The organism is Streptomyces sp. NPDC005566, from assembly GCF_040605575.1.
In the GTDB taxonomy this organism is placed as follows: Bacteria; Actinomycetota; Actinomycetes; order Streptomycetales; family Streptomycetaceae; genus Streptomyces.
The window spans coordinates 178451-194773 of sequence record NZ_JBEXDB010000016.1 but is presented as its reverse complement, the minus strand read 5'-3'; the positions used below and the strand labels follow the sequence as shown (position 1 = coordinate 194773).

The following is a 16323-nucleotide window of genomic DNA, read 5'->3' as shown; positions in this document are numbered from 1 at the left end:
TACGGGCGGGGGCGGCGCACCATGGAAGACATGAGCACCGTTTATCTGAATCCACGCAGGACCGGGCCCGCGCACGGCGCGACCGCGGCCACCGGTCACACCCGACACCGCCTGGGCGACGCGGTGCGCGCCGTCTCCGTCTTCGCGCGCACCGCCTTCGGGGTGGTCGTCCTCGGTGAGTACGCCGAGGAGGCGGGCATCGTCCGCCGCCACCGCTGAGTCAGTTGCCGGCCAGCAGTTCGTCCGCGTCGACGATCCGGTACGCGTACCCCTGCTCGGCCAGGAACCGCTGGCGGTGCGCCGCGAAGTCCTGGTCGATCGTGTCGCGGGCGACCACCGAGTAGAACCGGGCCTCGTGCCCGTCCGCCTTCGGCCGCAGCACCCGGCCGAGCCGCTGCGCCTCCTCCTGGCGCGATCCGAACGTTCCCGACACCTGGATGGCGACCGTCGCCTCCGGCAGGTCGATCGAGAAGTTCGCGACCTTCGACACGACCAGCACGCTGATCTCGCCCTCGCGGAACGCTCCGAACAGCTTCTCGCGCTGTGCGTTACTGGTCTCGCCCTTGATCACCGGGGCGTTCAGGTGCTCACCGAGCTCGTCGAGCTGGTCGATGTACTGCCCGATGACGAGGGTCTGCTCGCCCTGGTGCTTGCGGACGAGCGCCTCGGTGACCTTCCGCTTCGTCGCGGTCGTCGCGCAGAACCGGTACTTCTCCTCGGTCTCGGCCGTCGCGTACGCGAGACGTTCCGTGTCCGTCAGATTGACGCGGACCTCGACACAGTCGGCGGGCGCGATGTAGCCCTGTGCCTCGATCTCCTTCCACGGCGCGTCGAACCGCTTGGGCCCGATGAGCGAGAAGACGTCCGACTCGCGGCCGTCCTCGCGCACCAGCGTCGCGGTGAGCCCGAGGCGCCGCCGGGCCTGGAGGTCGGCGGTGAACTTGAAGACGGGTGCGGGCAGCAGGTGCACCTCGTCGTAGATGACCAGACCCCAGTCGCGGGAGTCGAACAGCTCCAGGTGCGGGTAGATGCCCTTACGGCGGGTCGTCAGCACCTGGTACGTGGCGATGGTGACCGGCCGGATCTCCTTGCGCGTACCGCTGTACTCGCCGATCTCGTCCTCGGTCAGCGAGGTCCGCTTCACCAGCTCGTGCTTCCACTGCCTGGCCGAGACGGTGTTCGTGACGAGGATCAGCGTGGTCGCCTTGGCCTCCGCCATCGCACCCGCTCCGACCAGCGTCTTCCCGGCGCCGCAGGGGAGGACGACGACACCGGAGCCGCCGTGCCAGAACCCTTCGACGGCCTGCCTCTGGTACGGGCGGAGCGCCCAGCCGTTCTGGTCGAGCTCGATGGGGTGCGCCTCGCCGTCGACGTACCCGGCGAGGTCCTCGGCGGGCCAGCCCAGCTTCAGCAGCGTCTGCTTGATCTGCCCGCGCTCGGAGGGGTGCACGGCCACGGTGTCCGGGTCGAGACGCGCCCCGACCAGCGGCTGGACCTTCTTCGAGCGGAGGATCTCCTCCAGGACCGGCCGGTCGTTGCAGGTCAGCACCAGCCCGTGGACCGGGTGCTTGGACAGGGTGAGGCGGCCGTACCGCGCCATCGTCTCGGCGATGTCGACGAGGAGCGCGTGCGGCACGGGGTAGCGCGAGTACTCCACGAGGGCGTCGACGACCTGCTCGGCGTCGTGCCCGGCGGCGCGGGCGTTCCACAGGCCGAGCGGGGTGAGCCGGTAGGTGTGGATGTGCTCGGGTGCACGCTCCAGCTCCGCGAACGGGGCGATCGCACGACGGCAGGCGTCGGACTGGTCGTGGTCGACTTCGAGGAGCAGCGTCTTGTCGCTCTGGACGATGAGGGGTCCGGTCACGCGCGTCGGCCCTTTCTGTTCTGCTTCTGCCCTGCTGCTGGAATCTGCGGCGGGGCGGCCGCGAACGGCCAAACGTCCAGTGTGCCGCATCGGGGCGTGAGCGGGTGAGTCGTGTGACCGATCAGTCGGGCGCCCTCCGCACCGGGCCCGACACACCGGGCCCGACGGCTACGGCGTCGCGTCGTCGGCCAGTTCCGCGACGCCCGTGATGCGGTGCAGCGGATACGTGCGGACCTCGTCGGCCGTGTGGTCGTACGCCGTGACGAAGCCGCCCTCGACCTTGACGGGCGCGATCACGCGCTGGCTGGCCGCGCCGTCCGCGTTGACGTAGCCGATCCAGACCGCGGACCCGGTCATCGCGGCGGCCTGCACCGTGGCGAGGGTCTCGGCGGAGGTCGTGCGGGGGAGGGAACCGGCCGCGGAGGTGTCCGTGGCGTCCTTGTGGACGGCCCGCGCAGCCGAGTCACCGGCCCTGATGGCCCGTACCGCCGCGGTCAGCAGGGTCGCGTCCGGCACCGGCGGCCCCTCCGGGACGGGGGCGGGTGCGGTGCGGGGCGGGGTGCGGCGGGCGCCCGCGCGGGTGATCAGGACGTCGCCCTCGGCGGATTCGGCGGCCGGGGCGTACCCCATCTCGCGCAGTCCCTCCAGCAGCGAGCCCGGATCGGTCTGCGCGGCCAGGACCGTCGGTGCGAGGCGGCGCAGCCGCAGGGTGGCCGAGCGCTTGTCGGCGAGGATCTCGTTGAGCACGGCCTCGTCGTCGCAGCGTACGTACGCGGAGGCGGCGCCGATCCGCAGGTGGCCGTGGCGGCGGGCCACGTCGTCGATGAGATAGCTGAGCGGCTGCGGTACGGGGGTGCGGCTGTGCGTGGTGAGGAAGGCGTGCAGGTCGGACGCGGCCTGGCCGGCGTCCAGGGCGCGGCGTACGGAACCGGGCGTGAAGCGGTAGACCGTCGCCCCGCCCTTCGACTCGATGTCCGCGAGCACCGAGAGCATCTCGGCGAGCGGGCGCTCCAGCGGGCCGGGGGCCACGGCCGTCAGGTCGGCCTGGAGCAGTACGTGGTCGAGGGGCTCGGGGATGAGCGGCGCGAGGCGGTCGGCGGCCTCGTCCGGGCCCTGTTCGAGCAGTGCACGTGCCTGGGAGGAGAGCGCCCCGCGGCCGGTGATGCCGAGCAGCTCCGCCTCGTTGACCGTCCACAGGGCGATCCGGGAGCGCAGGTCGGAGGTGTCCGAGGGGGCCGGTGCCGCGCCGGACGCGCCCGAACGCAGCGGCCGTTCCCACCGGAGCCGGGCCAGCAGGGTCTGCGGGTCGGGGGCGGTGCCCGGGGGGAGCGAGGAGAACAGGGCCAGCACCCGGTGGCGTACCTGGGGCGCGGCCGAGCGGTCCAGTTCGGGGCCGAGGGCGGAGAGCGCCCGGCCCTTGGCGTCCTGACCGCCGACCAGTCCCGCGGTGCGGGTGGCGGCTAGCCAGGCGGCGGCGAGGTGCGTCCAGCGGTCCTGCGCAGGGAGTTCGATCCAGTCGTCGTACGCGGGTGTCGCCGCGTACCGCTCGTCGGCCTCACCGTCCGGGGCCAGCAGCCCTGCGGCGTAAGCGAGTTCGACCCAGAAGGCGGCGATCGCCTCGGACACGTCGAGTGCGCTCGCGACCCGCTTCAGCTCGCGCACGCTCAGGCCACCGGCCCGGAGGATCGCCGGACCGCCGTTGTTCCAGAGCTTCAGCAGCTCCTCGATCGTGGACAGGGCCGTGTGCGCCTGGCCGGCCGCCGCTCTGTCCACAGCCTGGGGATCGCGCTCGGCGGCAGGGGCCAGGGCCGGGGGCACGGGTTCCGGTACCCGGTGGGCGCGCCCGGCCCGCAGGTGCAGCGCGGCCTCGCGCGGCAGGACGACGGTGCGCGTCGACACGGGCAGCAGCAGCCCCCGGTCCCGCAGCCACCGCACGGGCGGGGTGGGATTCGGGGTCACTTCACCGTACGGCGGACCCCACACCAGCCGGTCCAGCACGGACAGCGCCTCGACGGGGGCGGTGTCCAGCAGGGCGGCCATCCTGGTCCGGTCCGTGAACAGGCCGGTCAGTGAGGCGACGGCGGACACCGGGTCGTGGGTGGCGGGCAGCCCGGCGGCGGTCAGGATCTCCTGCAGCCTGCCCGGCGACATGCCGGCCGTCGCCTCGGCAACGGTGGGCCCCAGACCGGTAGGGGAGGCGTGCTGCGGCGACGGGGCGAGCAGCTCGCGTGCGGTGCGCACGAGGTGCAGCCGCTCCTCCTCGCCCCAGACGAGGGCCTGTTCGCGCAGGGCCGCGAGGGCGGCGGGCAGCGCGGCGGTGATCGCGGCGCCGGAGTCCTCGCGCCCTTCGCCGTCCCCCTCGCCGTCACCGGTGAGGAGCGCGAGCAGCGTGCCGTACGGGGCCGGGTCCGGCGCCACGGCCAGGGCCTCCGCGGTCTGCAGGGCGAACCGGTCGAGGTGCTCCAGCGCGCGGACGACGGAGGCGCGCGTGCCGGCCCGCGTCGCCAGCTGGGTGATGTCGTTCGGCACGGGGCTGAGCAGATCGGGGCGGGCACGCAGCAGCCCCGCCAGCGATTCGTCGCCCCGGGCGCGCAGAGCTTCGGCGAGCGTGCGCGGTGGTGTGGTCGTCCCCATCCGTCCCACGGTAGCCCCTGGAACGCTACCGTCGGGGCAGGGCGGGTAGAGGGAGAACGATCGCGTGGGCATCGAGAGCGACCAGCTTGTCTACGACTATCTGAGCCGGGTCGGTGACCTGGCACAGCAGCAACAGCTGCCATCGGGTGCCCGGATGAGACTCGTCTCGACACTGCGGGGCGAGATCGACCGGCAGCGCGGCACGGACGGATCGGACTCCCCGGCGGTGGTGCGGCGCATCATCGGCAGGCTCGGCACACCGGCCGAACTGGTCGCCGCGGCAGCCGGGTCGGGCGACGGGGCGGTGGCCCTGCCCTCGCCGCGGGCGGGGTCGGAGCCCGCCGCCGCGGAGCCGCGCGGGGTTCCCCGGCCACGGCGGGGACTGCTCAGGAAAGACGCGTTGCGCAAGGGCGCGTCGGATGCGCCCGCGGCGCGGGAGGAGGCCGGGGACGAGGGGCCGGTGCCCGGCTGGCCCTCGGCGTCCGCGCCGCACATGACGGGGCTGAACGAGGCGGGGCCCCTGGGCGGCGAACCCGACTGGTGGCGGATCGAGCCGGGACCGTTCGGCGGGGGCACGTCGGTGCCGGGGTTCGTGGGGGGACTGGAGAGCCCTGAACTGCTGCGGCCCCCGCGGCCGGAGGAGGAGAAGCCCGGCGCCGCCGAGGCGGCCGAAGCGCCCGGGAAGGCGGCCGAGGAGGCCGCCGCCGTACCCCGGCCGAGGCGCCTTCGGCTCCGCCGCCGCTCGGCGACCGCGCCGGCTCCCGCCCCGGAGCCCGTCGTCGCGGCGAGGGCGTCCCGGCTCGCGCATCCGTTCCTGCTGCTGTCCGCCGCGCTGCTGGTCACCGGTGCCGTACTGGGGTCCTGGGTGGCCCTCGCGGGCGGCTGGCTGCTCGCGTACAGCTCGCGCAAGCTCTCGCGCACGGAGGCGAAGTGGGTCGCGATGGGGCTGCCGGGTGCGGTGGCGGCCGGGGCCCTCGTCTGGCTGTGGGGGCGCATGGAAGGGCGCTGGGGGCAGCCCATCGCGGAGGGTGCGATGAAGGACGCGATGTCGGACGCGTGGCCGGTGGTCGTCCGTACGGCGGCGGTGGCCTCCGCGCTGTACCTGGTGTGGCGGTCCCGGAGGCTGCCGGGCTGAGGTGCGGCGCGGGTCGAGCGCGCCGCACCCGTCGCGGGGCGGCTACGTCGCCAGGTCGGCCCGGGGTGCGTCGAGGATCTTCTCCGCCGTGCAGCCGATGTCCTGGGACCACAGCCGGTCGTCGACCGGGAACACCCTGCCGTTCCTCACGGCGGACGTGTCGGGTGTGCGTGGACGCCGGAGGGCCCGCGTCCGGGCTGTCGGAGGAGCCGCACGCGGTGAGCGCGAGCGCGGCGGTCACGGCCGGTGAACCGGCCACGAGGCCGCGGCGGGACGGCGAGGTCGTCCTGTCAGGGAGGCCTTGAGGCTCAGCCGAGTCCGAGCGGGCCGGGCATCGGGCGGCCCGGCCCCCTCGGCACAATGGCCTCATGCCCGCACACGCCCCGACGGTCGGCTTCGACCTCGATATGACGCTCATCGACTCCCGCCCCGGCATCAAGGCCACTTTCCTGGCCCTCTCGGCCGAGACCGGGGCTCCCATAGACGCCGATCTGGTGGTGAGCCGGCTCGGACCGCCCCTCGAGGACGAGCTCGCGCACTGGTTCCCGGCCGATGCCGTCGCGGCGACGGCCGACCGGTACCGCGAGATCTATCCGCAGTACGCGATCACGCCGACGTTCGCCATGCCCGGCGCGCGGGAGGCCATCGACACGGTGCGGGCGCTCGGCGGTCGGGCGATCGTCGTGACCGCCAAGTACGAACCGAGCGCCAAGCTGCACCTCGCACACCTGGGGATCGCTCCGGACGCGGTGATCGGCCGGCTCTGGGCCGAGGCCAAGGCGGAGGCGCTGGTGGAGCACGGCGCGCACATCTACGTCGGCGACCACACCGGAGACGTACGCGGGGCCCGCGCCGCGAACGCCCTGGCGGTCGGCGTCACCACCGGCCCGTGCGATGCCGAGGAGCTGCGCAGGGCGGGCGCCGACGTGATCCTGCCAAATCTCACCGAGTTCCCGGCCTGGCTGCGGGCCTACGCGGAACGAGGCGAGGGGTCCCGCTAGCGGGCGGCGGCGCGCTTCGGCGAGTTCGCCCACACCGACCGGACCACCCCCGCCGCGGCGATCAGGAAGCCCAGTCCCATCAGCATGCACACGGCATAAGCGACAGAGGGGAACGGATCGGTACCCAGGAACAGTGGGGCCACAGTGACCAGAGTGGCCAGTGCGCCGATGAAGAAGACGATCGCGCCGACCTGTACGAGCCGGTCGCCTGCGCCGGAAGGAGTAGTACTCACCCGGCCAGGGTAGTTCCCAGCTCGGCGGAACCATTCGGCGACGTCTTGTCTCCGGCTCCTGGGCCATTAGCCTTGGAGTCGGCGGGTCATGGAGACCCGCTGTACTGCTATCCGGAGCCCTTTCACGGCTCTCCCGCGCACCGACGAGTACGAGGACGAGGACAGACGTGCCCACGGGTAAGGTCAAATGGTTCAATTCGGAAAAGGGCTTCGGCTTTCTTTCGCGCGACGACGGCGACGACGTCTTCGTCCACTCGTCGGTGCTCCCGGACGGCGTCGATGCCCTCAAGCCGGGTCAGCGCGTCGAGTTCGGCGTGGTCGCAGGCCAGCGCGGTGACCAGGCGCTCTCCGTCGTGATCCTTGACCCCACCCCGTCCGTCGCGGCCGCACAGCGGCGCAAGCCGGACGAGCTGGCGTCGATCGTGCAGGATCTGACGACCCTGCTCGAGAACATCACGCCGAGCCTGGAGCGGGGCCGCTACCCGGACAAGGCCGCGGGCGCCCAGATCGCGGGCCTCCTGCGGGCGGTGGCCGACCAGCTCGACGTCTGAGCGGGCACGGACGGACGACTCGCGCCGCCCGTGGTCGTCAACGGGCGGCGAACGACAGTGCGTCCGGGGCCAGCGGCGGGACGAGACCCTCCGCCGCCGCCCGGGTCAGCAGGCCGCGGATCGCCGCGTAGCCGTTCTCGCCGAGGTCGGCCGTGAACTCGTTGACGTAGAGGCCGATGTGCTGGTCGGCCACGGCCGGGTCCATCTCCTGGGCGTGCTCCAGGACGTAGGGACGCGACTGCTCCGGGTCGTCCCAGGCCATCCGCACCGACGTGCGGATCGCGTCCGCCAGCTCCTGGAGCGCCCGCTCCCCCAGCGACCGCTTGGCGATGATCGCGCCGAGCGGGATCGGCAGACCGGTCGTCGACTCCCAGTGCTCGCCCATGTCGGCCAGGCTGTGGAGGCCGTAGTTCCGGTACGTGAACCGGGCCTCGTGGATCACGAGCCCGGCGTCCACCCGCCCGTCGCGCACCGCGGGCATGATCTCGTCGAACGGCAGCACGACGATCTCGCCCACGCCGGCCGGCACCACCTCCGCCGCCCAGAGCCTGAACAGCAGATACGCGGTGGAGCGCTCGCTCGGGACGGCGACGGTCTTCCCCGTCAGGTCGGTACCCGGCTCCTTCGTGAGGACGAGCGGCCCGCAACCGCGCCCCAGCGCACCGCCGCACGGCAGCAGCGCGTATTCCTCGAGCACCCACGGCAGGACGGCGTACGAGACCTTCAGGACGTCCAGTTCGCCGCGCTCCGCCATACCGTTGGTGAGGTCGATGTCGGCGAAGGTGACATCGAGGGCGGGCGCGCCGGGGACCCTTCCGTGCGCCCAGGCGTCGAAGACGAAGGTGTCGTTCGGGCACGGCGAGAAGGCGATGCGCAGCTTCGAGGGCTGCCCCCCGCCGGCGGGGTCAGTCACGGTTTCGGTCATGTCGGTCATGGTGGGTCCAACCTTCCACTACGGGTGCGAGCTTCCCGAACGCCTCGGTGAGCGCGGCCAGGGCCTCGCCGATGCGCCAGGCATCCCGGTCGCGCGGTCCCACGGAGTTCGAGACGGCACGGAGTTCGAGCACGGGTACGCCGGCCCTGTCGGCCGCTTCCGCGACACCGAAGCCCTCCATGGCCTCGGCGACGGCTCCGGGATGTGTGGCCAGCAGCGCGGCGGTGCGGTCCGCGCTGCCGGTCACGGTGGAGACGGTGAGCACGGGGCCCGGGACGGCACCGGTCGCGGCCGCCACCTCCCGTACCAGGGTGTCGGGCGGCAGGATGACGTCCCTGCCGAAGCCGAGACCGGTGACGGGCACGAAGCCGTCCGGGGTCTCGGCGCCCAGATCGGCGGCGACGATGCCGGTCGCCACGACGAGGGAGCCGACGGGGGCGGCGGGAGCGAAGCCGCCGCCGATGCCCGCCGAGACGACGAGACCGTACGGCTCGGGCGCGGCGGCCAGGGCGAAGGCCGCGGCGGCGGCCGCGGCGGCCGGACCGACACCGCCCGCCAGGATGTCGAAAGGACCGGCGCGGTGCACCTCGGCGCCCGGCACCTCACGTACCTGCGCCGGACCCCCGAACGCGCGCGTGACCGCGTCCCGTTCGGCAGGGACAGCGGTCACGACAAGCACCCGCACAGCGGTGGTCCTCGGAGATCCAGGGGGATTCAGGCGGTTCAGGACGTCTTCTCGAGCTGGAAGTGCCAGACGCCCGTGAGCTTCTGACCCTTCGCCTCCACGATGCTGATCTGCGTCTTGTCCGTCGGGGCCTCGCCCGTCTGGCTGGCGAAGAACGCGCTGCCCGGGATGGACCGGTAGGTCTTCTTGTACGGCTCCTGCTCGGCCTGCTGGCCGTTGATGAACAGGGTCCAGCCGACGTCCGCGATCTCGGGGTCGACGCCGAAGCGGACCTTGTCGTCCATCGCGACCTTGACGGACTTCTCCGCCTTCTTGTTGAGGCAGCCCTGGATCTCGGACTCCTTGAGGGGCTTGCCGTCGTTGTAGCAGGCCGCCTCGGAACTCACCGAGTTGTCGCCGACCGTCACGGTCGCGAGCGGCGTCGGCTTGTCGCAGGCGGACAGGACGAGGAGTCCCGCGGACACGGCACCAAGAGCGACGCCGATTCGACGGCCCTTACCTGAGAAGAACGCAACGGTCATGGGCCGAAGGCTATCGGTCGCCCCGGCTCACGCCACGCGGGGGTGCGGCGAGCCGCGCCGCGCGGCGCCCAGGAGACCCCGTACGGAGGCGCCTGCGCCGAGGGCGAGGATGCCGGCCGCGACGGACATGCCGAGTACTCCGTTGAGGGGGAGAGCGATACCGATGGCGCCGCCGACCACCCAGGCCATCTGGAGCAGGGTCTCGGACCGGGCGAAGGCCGACGTACGCACCTCCTCCGGAACATCACGCTGGATCATGGCGTCCAGCGACAGCTTCGACAGCGCCTGGGTGAATCCGGCGACCGCTCCGAGCGCGGCGACCATCAGGGTGCTGAAGAACACCGCGGCGAGCACGGCGACTCCGAGGGCCAGCCCCAGCACGGTCGCGACGATCACCTCGGGGCCGCGTGCCCTGAGCCAGGAGCCCACCGCCGTGCCGCAGGCGTTGCCGGTACCGGCCGCCACGCCCACGATGCCCAGCGACACGGCGGCGCTCTGCCCGGCGAGCGGCTGCTCGCGCAGCAGGAACGCCAGGAAGAAGATCAGGAAGCCGGAGAGCGCGCGGTGCGAGGCGTTCGCCTGGAGGCCGTGCAGGACGGACGGCCCGACGGACCGCAGCCCCGGGGGTTTCTCCTTCTTGGCGCCGCTCTTCGTGCTGCCGTTCTTCTTGGTGCTCCCCCCGGGGCGCGGGTCGGCCGGGCGCTCCTCATCGTGAGGGATCACGAGGCGGGCCTTGCGCTCCCCCTTCGCCGAGTCGACCTTGTGCGGGAGGGTGAAGGCGAGGACGGTCCCGCCGATGAAGATCGTGCAGGCGCCGTAGAGCGGCCACGCGGACCCGATGCTCTGGAGTCCCGCGCCGATCGGGGCCGCCACGCCCGTGGCCAGCAGACCGGCGAGGGTGACCCGGGAATTGGCCTTCACCAGCGAGAAACGGGGTGGCAGGAGCCGGGGAACGACGGCGCTGCGCACGACTCCGTACGCCTTCGAGCAGACCAGGACTCCCAGCGCGGCGGGATAGAGCTCCAGGCCGCCCGTCGCGACGGCGCCGGACATCGTCAGCGCGAGCACCGCCCTCGCGAACATCGCGCCGGCCATCGCCGCGCGGCGGCCGTGCGGCAGCCGGTCCAGGAGCGGACCGATCACCGGGGCGAGCAGGGTGAAAGGAAGCATCGTGACGGCGAGGTAGAGGGCGACACGGCCGCGTGCCTCGTCCGTGGGAACGGAGAAGAACACCGTGGACGCGAGCGCGATGGTGATCATCACGTCGCCCGCGCCGTTGACCGCGTGCAGCTCGATCAGCTTGCCGAGACCGGACTCCCCGGCTCCATGGGCGTGCGTCGCCTTCCGGATCCCCTTGGCGGTGCCGGTGAACGGGGTGTGCAGGGCATGACCCATCACCCGGCCCGCCCTGCGGAGCGGACCGGACCCGTCGGACGACCTGGCGGCAGCCACCTGGCCATAGTGCCCCACCCCCCGGCGTTGCTAACCATGATCGGACAGGGGCGCGGCGCGGGACGCCCTGTCGGGTGAGTGGTCCACGGCATGCCCCGAGGGAAAATTCTGGCCGGGAGTCGCGGTCGATCCGTGCCGGATTCGCACGGGATCTGTCCCTCTCCGCCCCTGCTCAGCTGTGGATCCGGTGCTGTTTGGGGTGGGCAGGTGGGCTCGGGGCGGCGGAGAGGGTAGCGTGCGTAACGCGCCACCGGCGGTTGTTCTTGGCCGCGCGCCTGTCCGCGATCCCGCAGAATGGGTGGCAGAAGGCGCGCCCGAGGCAGGCACAACGGGTGTGGACGTCGACGCGGCCCCCAGGTCCGCTCCGCCCACAACTGTCATGGCCGAAATCGGACATCGATGGAGCTGCTGGCGCGCTCGAGACGGCGTATGGAGAGAAGCGAGACCTGTGAGTGCTGCGACGACGCGAAGCCGTACGGCCCGTACCCCCGCCCCTGACCGTCTGTGCGCCGAGGCGGTAGACCTCGCCCGCACCGCGGCCGAGGAGGCCGCCGCGCCCGGAGTGGTCGGTGAACACGTGTCCCTGGTCTCCGAGGGGGACCGGGTCGTCACCCACTACTTCGAGTGCAAGGAACCCGGTTACCGGGGCTGGCGCTGGGCGGTGACGGTCGCCAGGGCCTCCCGGGCGAAGAACGTCACCCTTGACGAAACGGTGCTGCTGCCGGGCTCCGACGCACTCCTGGCCCCCGAGTGGGTGCCGTGGAGCGAGCGGCTGCGGCCCGGCGACATGGGCCCCGGCGACCTGCTGCCGACCGAGGCGGAGGACCCGCGCCTGGAGCCGGGTTACACCGGCGAGGACGAGCCCCTGCCGAACTCCCCGGTCTCCGACGTGTCCCAGGAGCTGGCGGCCCTCGTCGACGCGGAGGACGCCGAGCTGATGACGCGTCCCGGGGGGACGAGCCGCGGCTCGATCGCCTCGGTCGCGGAGGAGCTCGGCACGCGGCGGGCGCGGGTGCTGTCCCGTTACGGGCTGCGGATGGCCGCCGACCGGTGGGATGAGGAGTTCGGCGCGAAGACACCGATGGCGCAGGCCGCGCCGGCGTCCTGTGTCACGTGCGCGTTCCTCGTTCCGATGGCGGGCTCGCTGCGGCAGGCCTTCGGCGTGTGCGCCAACGAGTTCGCTCCTGCGGACGGCCGGGTGGTCTCGCTGTCGTACGGCTGCGGAGGCCACTCCGAGGCCGCGGTGATGCCGAAGCCGCCGAAGCCGGCGCCGCACGCGCTGGACACGTTGCAGGTGGACGACTACCCGTTGCGCCCGGCGGACGACACCGGCTCGGTCCCGGCCCAGGCGGACGGCGCCACGGAGGATCTGGGCCACTCCTGACGCTCCGGGCCGCTTCGGGGTCCGGGCCTGCGGTGCCCGGGCGTCGCGCGGTGCGGGGTGTGCCGGTCATGGCCTGTCCTCAATCGCCGGACGGGCTTGATGTGGCTGCCCTGCCCTGCTCCGCGGCGTCGGGTTCGCCGGCTGTGGGTTCCGTCCTCAAACGCCGGACGGGCTCGGTGGTGCTGGGCGGGCTCGGTGGGGTCGGTCGTCGTGCGGCCTGGATGTGCGGGTCACGGTCTCGTCCTCGATCGCCGGACGGGCTTGGTGGGCCGGACGGGCTTGGTAGGGCTGGACGGCTTGCGTGGTTGGGCGGCCTCGTGTGGTCGGCGGGGTTGGGCGGCCTCGGTCGGCGGGCCTGTGCGGTCGGCCGGGCGGTTTCGGGGCGTGGGGATCTTCGGCTCGAAAGTGACGTCCTGGGCTGCGCATTTCAGCCCGCCCGGCGTCCGAGGACGGAACCTCTGCTCCGGGGCGGGCCCGCGCGGCCGGCGCGCTCACGTGGGCAAACCCGCCGGTCCGGCGTCCGAGGACGGAACCCTTGCCCGTGGAGGCGGCTCCGCTCGCGGTACCTTCGGGCGCACACTGGGCGTCACGGGTCACCGGAAGAGCGGAGTTACGAGCGTGGGCATGAATGCGACCGAGGGGGCCGATCCGTTCGGGACGGCACGGCTGCGGCGCGGCGTGCTCGACGCCTGGGGGGCGGGCCCCGCCCGCTTCCGGGAGGACGCCAACGCCGAGGAGGACCTCGTCCTCGGCGGCTACCGCGACCGTCTCGTCATCGAGCTGGCCCAGAACGCCGCCGATGCCGCCGCCCGCGCGGGCGTGCCCGGCCGGCTCCGTCTCACCCTGCATGCGGCCGGTGGGGACACCCCGGCCGTCCTGGCCGCCGCCAACACGGGCGCGCCGCTGGACGCCACCGGCGTCGAGTCCCTGAGCACGCTGCGGGCCTCCGCCAAGCGCGAGGGCCACGAGTCGTCCGTCGGGCGGTTCGGTGTGGGGTTCGCGGCCGTGCTCGCCGTCAGCGACGAGCCCGCGGTCATCGGCCGGCACGGCGGCATCCGCTGGTCCCTCGCCGAGGCCCGCGACCTCGCACGGCAGGCCGCCGTGGGAAGCCCCGGCCTCGGGGACGAGCTGCGCCGCCGCGACGGCCACGTACCGCTGCTCCGGCTGCCGCTGCCCGCCGAGGGTGCCGCCCCTGACGGGTACGACACCGTCGTCGTCCTGCCGCTGCGCGACGGCGTCGCCGAGGACCTCGTCGCTCGGCTGCTCACCGGCGTCGACGACGCGCTCCTGCTCACCCTTCCCGGACTCGACGAGATCGTCATCGAAGTCCCGGACGGCGTACGGACGTTGCGCCGCTCGCAGCACGGCCCGTACACCCACGTCGACGACTCCGTGCACGGCACCCACCGCTGGCGCACCGTCGTCCACCACGGCCCGGTCGAGCCCGCCCTGCTCGCCGACCGCCCCGTCGAGGAGCGTCTGCGCCCGCACTGGTCGGTCACCTGGGCGGTGCCGGTCGGTGAGGACGGGGCGCCGGAGAACCCCCGTACCGCCCCCGTCGTGCACGCGCCGACGCCCACGGACGAGCCCCTGGGTGTGCCCGCGCTGCTCATCGCCTCGCTGCCGCTCGACACCACCCGCAGGCATCCCGCGCCGGGTCCGCTGACGGACTTCCTGGTGCAGCGCGCGGCCGACGCGTACGCGGAGCTGCTCGCCGCGTGGGAGCCCGTGTCGGTCACCACGATCGCCCTGGTGCCCGGCCCGCTCGGCAAGGGGCAGCTGGACGGTGCGCTGCGGGCCGCGATTCTGGAGCGGCTGCCCCGGATCGCGTTCCTGGAGCCCGCCGCGCCCCGGGACCCGGCCGCCGAGCCCGACCGGTGGGCGGACTGGGAGGCCGCCGGCACGGATGCGCCCGGCAGGGCGACGACCGCGCTGCGGCCCATGGAGGCCGAGGTGGTCGAAGGGGTGGGCGCCGAGACCGTGAAGGTCCTCGCCGAGGTACTGCCCTGTCTGCTGCCCGCCGGGCTCGAGCGCCGCGTCGAGCTCCGTACGCTCGGTGTCGCCCGCGTCCCGCTGACCGAGGCCATCGACCGCCTGGCCGGGCTGGAACGCGCCCCGGACTGGTGGCGGCGGCTGTACGACAGCCTGGCCGGGGTGGACCCCGACCGGCTCTCCGGCCTTCCGGTACCGCTCGCCGGGGCGGGCTCGACCGATGACGCGCCCCGCACGACCATCGGCCCCCGCCAGGTCCTCCTCCCGCTCCCCGACGCGCTGACCGCCCCCGTCCTCGCCCGGCTGGCCAGGCTCGGGCTGAAGGTCGCCCACCCGGACGCCGCCCATCCGCTGCTGGAGAAGCTGGGTGCTCTGCCCGCCACCCCCCGAGCCGTCCTGACGACCCCGCAGGTCCGGGCCGCCGTGGCCGGTTCGCTGGACGCGGGCGAGATCTGGGACGAGGACGCCCTGGACGGCGACGAGCTCGTCGAGACGGTCCTCACGCTGGTGCGCGACGCGGACCTCGAACCCGGTGACGAGCCGTGGCTGGGGGCTCTCGCCCTGCCCGACGAGGACGGCGAGACCTCGCCCGCCGGTGAGCTCGTGCTGCCCGGCAGCCCGTTCGCCCAGGTCATGCGCGAGGGTGAACTGGCCCTGTGCGACGGAGAGCTGGCCGAACGCTGGGGCGAGCAGCCCCTCACTGCCTGCGGGGTGCTGGCGACCTTCGCCCTCGTACGGGCCGCCGACGTCGTCCTGGACCCCGACGAACTCGAACCCCGCGACAGCGACTTCGCGGAGCCGGACGACGCCGGGCTCCTCGACGCCGTCGACGTGTGGTGCGAGGACGTCCTGGACCAGCTGCCCGACACCCCGGTGCCGCCCGTCGCCACCGAACTCGTCGCCGTACGCGATCTGGACCTCGTGGACGACGACGCCTGGCCGCAGGCGCTCGCGATGCTCGCTCGCCCGCCGCTGCGCGACGCGCTGACCCAGCCGGTGCGCGTCCTGCTCCCGGACGGTACGACGCAGTCCGTGCGCCCCTACACCGCGTGGTGGCTGCGCGACCACCCCGTGCTCGGTGGCCGTCGGCCGGCGGGTCTGCGCGCGGCGGGCGGTGACCCGCGCCTCGCGGGCCTGTACGACGCCGTCGACGCGACGGGCTTCGACGACGCGCAGGTACTGCGCGCGCTGGGCGTACGGACCTCGGTGGCCGCGCTCCTGGACGAGCCGGGCGGTGCGGCCGAGCTGCTGGGCCGGTTGGCGGAGGAGGAGCGTCCCGTCGGCCCCGTACAGCTGCATTCGCTCTACACGGCCCTTGCCGAGCTGGACCCCGAACAGGTGACGCTGCCCGACGAGTTGAGGGCCGTCGTCGACGACGAGGTGCGGGTGGTCGACGCGGCGGACGCCGTGATCGCCGACGCACCCGATGTGCTGCCGCTGACCGAGGGGCTTCCGCTGCTCCCGGTTGCTCCCGCCCGGGCGGCCGAGCTGGCGGAGCTGCTGCAGGTGCGGCGGCTCGGCGAGAGCATCGAGGCGGAGGTGACGACGGAGGGCGAGGAGCACCAGGTGCCCGAGTCGGTGCGGATCCTGCTCGGTGCGGGGACTCCGGACACGTACGTCGAGCACGGCGAACTGCGTGCGGGCGGCGTCGAGCTGGACTGGCGCCACACCCCGGACGGGGTGGTCCACGCCTCGACGCTGGAGGGCGTGGCTGCCGGTCTCGCCTGGGCGGCCGGACAGTGGCCGCGACGCTTCGAGGTGGCCGCGCTGATCGAGGACCCGTCCCGCACGGAGGAGCTGGCCCGGGACCGCTGGTTCGACTGAGCCATGTGATCTTCACCAAATAGTCGTCTTGTCGTACAACCATTCACATGCGGAGCCCGTCTGGTCTGCTGAGTCACCTGACTCGCAGACCACATGGGGACCGTCGGCCTCAC

General features: G+C 73.3%; 13 protein-coding genes. 6 read left to right on the top strand and 7 right to left on the bottom strand.

The genetic code is table 11. From position 1 onward, the window contains the following. Positions 1-30: 30 nt before the first annotated feature. Positions 31-219, top strand: a complete 189-nt coding sequence (locus ABZS61_RS25185) for a hypothetical protein (protein ID WP_356425443.1) — start codon at positions 31-33, stop codon at positions 217-219. Between the two features lies 1 nt (position 220). On the opposite strand, the gene ABZS61_RS25180 is transcribed toward ABZS61_RS25185, so the two are convergent. Together ABZS61_RS25180 and ABZS61_RS25175 are read right to left on the bottom strand one after the other, a co-directional pair. After that, positions 221-1864, bottom strand: coding sequence for a DNA repair helicase XPB (locus ABZS61_RS25180; protein ID WP_356425438.1), 1644 nt, complete (start codon positions 1862-1864; stop codon positions 221-223). Between the two features lie 168 nt (positions 1865-2032). Further along, entirely contained in the window at positions 2033-4498 is a 2466-nt protein-coding gene (locus ABZS61_RS25175; RefSeq protein ID WP_356425435.1) for a helicase-associated domain-containing protein, read from the bottom strand. A 64-nt stretch (positions 4499-4562) separates the two neighbouring features. On the opposite strand from ABZS61_RS25175, the gene ABZS61_RS25170 reads away from it, so the two are divergent. Together ABZS61_RS25170 and ABZS61_RS25165 are read left to right on the top strand one after the other, a co-directional pair. Next, the gene (locus tag ABZS61_RS25170; RefSeq protein ID WP_356425432.1) at positions 4563-5633 is read left to right on the top strand and encodes a hypothetical protein; all 1071 of its coding nucleotides are present in this window, start codon (positions 4563-4565) and stop codon (positions 5631-5633) included. Between the two features lie 368 nt (positions 5634-6001). Then, on the top strand, positions 6002-6634 hold the full coding sequence (locus ABZS61_RS25165; protein WP_356425429.1) for an HAD family hydrolase: 633 nt from the start codon (positions 6002-6004) through the stop codon (positions 6632-6634). On the opposite strand, the gene ABZS61_RS25160 is transcribed toward ABZS61_RS25165, so the two are convergent. Beyond that, positions 6631-6867 carry a hypothetical protein gene (locus tag ABZS61_RS25160; RefSeq protein ID WP_356425426.1) on the bottom strand — a complete coding sequence of 79 codons (237 nt, stop codon included), beginning with the start codon at positions 6865-6867 and terminating at the stop codon, positions 6631-6633. The two genes, ABZS61_RS25165 and ABZS61_RS25160, sit on opposite strands and share 4 nt — an antisense overlap. Before the next feature lie 167 nt (positions 6868-7034). Here ABZS61_RS25160 and ABZS61_RS25155 point away from each other — a divergent pair, with 167 nt between their 5' ends. Further along, positions 7035-7418 (top strand): cold-shock protein, encoded by a 384-nt coding sequence (locus tag ABZS61_RS25155; protein ID WP_329208578.1) that lies wholly within the window; start codon positions 7035-7037, stop codon positions 7416-7418. Between the two features lie 37 nt (positions 7419-7455). Here ABZS61_RS25155 and ABZS61_RS25150 read toward each other — a convergent pair whose 3' ends face one another. The 4 genes from ABZS61_RS25150 to ABZS61_RS25135 are packed head-to-tail and all read right to left on the bottom strand — an operon-like array spanning position 7456 to position 11010. Further along, positions 7456-8343 carry a 1,4-dihydroxy-6-naphthoate synthase gene (locus ABZS61_RS25150; protein ID WP_356425422.1) on the bottom strand — a complete coding sequence of 296 codons (888 nt, stop codon included), beginning with the start codon at positions 8341-8343 and terminating at the stop codon, positions 7456-7458. After that, positions 8324-9037, bottom strand: coding sequence for a futalosine hydrolase (locus tag ABZS61_RS25145; protein WP_356425419.1), 714 nt, complete (start codon positions 9035-9037; stop codon positions 8324-8326). The genes ABZS61_RS25150 and ABZS61_RS25145 overlap by 20 nt, the downstream gene beginning before the upstream one ends. A gap of 38 nt (positions 9038-9075) precedes the next feature. Then, complete coding sequence (locus ABZS61_RS25140; RefSeq protein WP_356425417.1) at positions 9076-9558, bottom strand: DUF2771 domain-containing protein; 483 nt, start codon at positions 9556-9558, stop codon at positions 9076-9078. Between the two features lie 27 nt (positions 9559-9585). Further along, on the bottom strand, positions 9586-11010 hold the full coding sequence (locus ABZS61_RS25135) for an MFS transporter (protein ID WP_356425414.1): 1425 nt from the start codon (positions 11008-11010) through the stop codon (positions 9586-9588). A 448-nt stretch (positions 11011-11458) separates the two neighbouring features. Here ABZS61_RS25135 and ABZS61_RS25130 point away from each other — a divergent pair, with 448 nt between their 5' ends. Together ABZS61_RS25130 and ABZS61_RS25125 are read left to right on the top strand one after the other, a co-directional pair. Continuing rightward, a complete protein-coding gene (locus ABZS61_RS25130; RefSeq protein ID WP_356425411.1) occupies positions 11459-12394 on the top strand; it encodes a DUF3027 domain-containing protein in 936 nt (311 codons plus the stop codon). A gap of 624 nt (positions 12395-13018) precedes the next feature. Continuing rightward, positions 13019-16210, top strand: a complete 3192-nt coding sequence (locus tag ABZS61_RS25125) for a molecular chaperone Hsp90 (RefSeq protein ID WP_356425408.1) — start codon at positions 13019-13021, stop codon at positions 16208-16210. Positions 16211-16323 lie beyond the last annotated feature (113 nt).

Coding starts and splice junctions, on each gene's coding strand:
- ABZS61_RS25140 (WP_356425417.1), bottom strand. CDS start 9,558: ATGACCGTTGCGTTCTTCTCAGGTAAGGGCCGTCGAATCGGCGTCGCT.
- ABZS61_RS25150 (WP_356425422.1), bottom strand. CDS start 8,343: ATGACCGAAACCGTGACTGACCCCGCCGGCGGGGGGCAGCCCTCGAAG.
- ABZS61_RS25125 (WP_356425408.1), top strand. CDS start 13,019: ATGAATGCGACCGAGGGGGCCGATCCGTTCGGGACGGCACGGCTGCGG.
- ABZS61_RS25185 (WP_356425443.1), top strand. CDS start 31: ATGAGCACCGTTTATCTGAATCCACGCAGGACCGGGCCCGCGCACGGC.
- ABZS61_RS25175 (WP_356425435.1), bottom strand. CDS start 4,498: ATGGGGACGACCACACCACCGCGCACGCTCGCCGAAGCTCTGCGCGCC.
- ABZS61_RS25165 (WP_356425429.1), top strand. CDS start 6,002: ATGCCCGCACACGCCCCGACGGTCGGCTTCGACCTCGATATGACGCTC.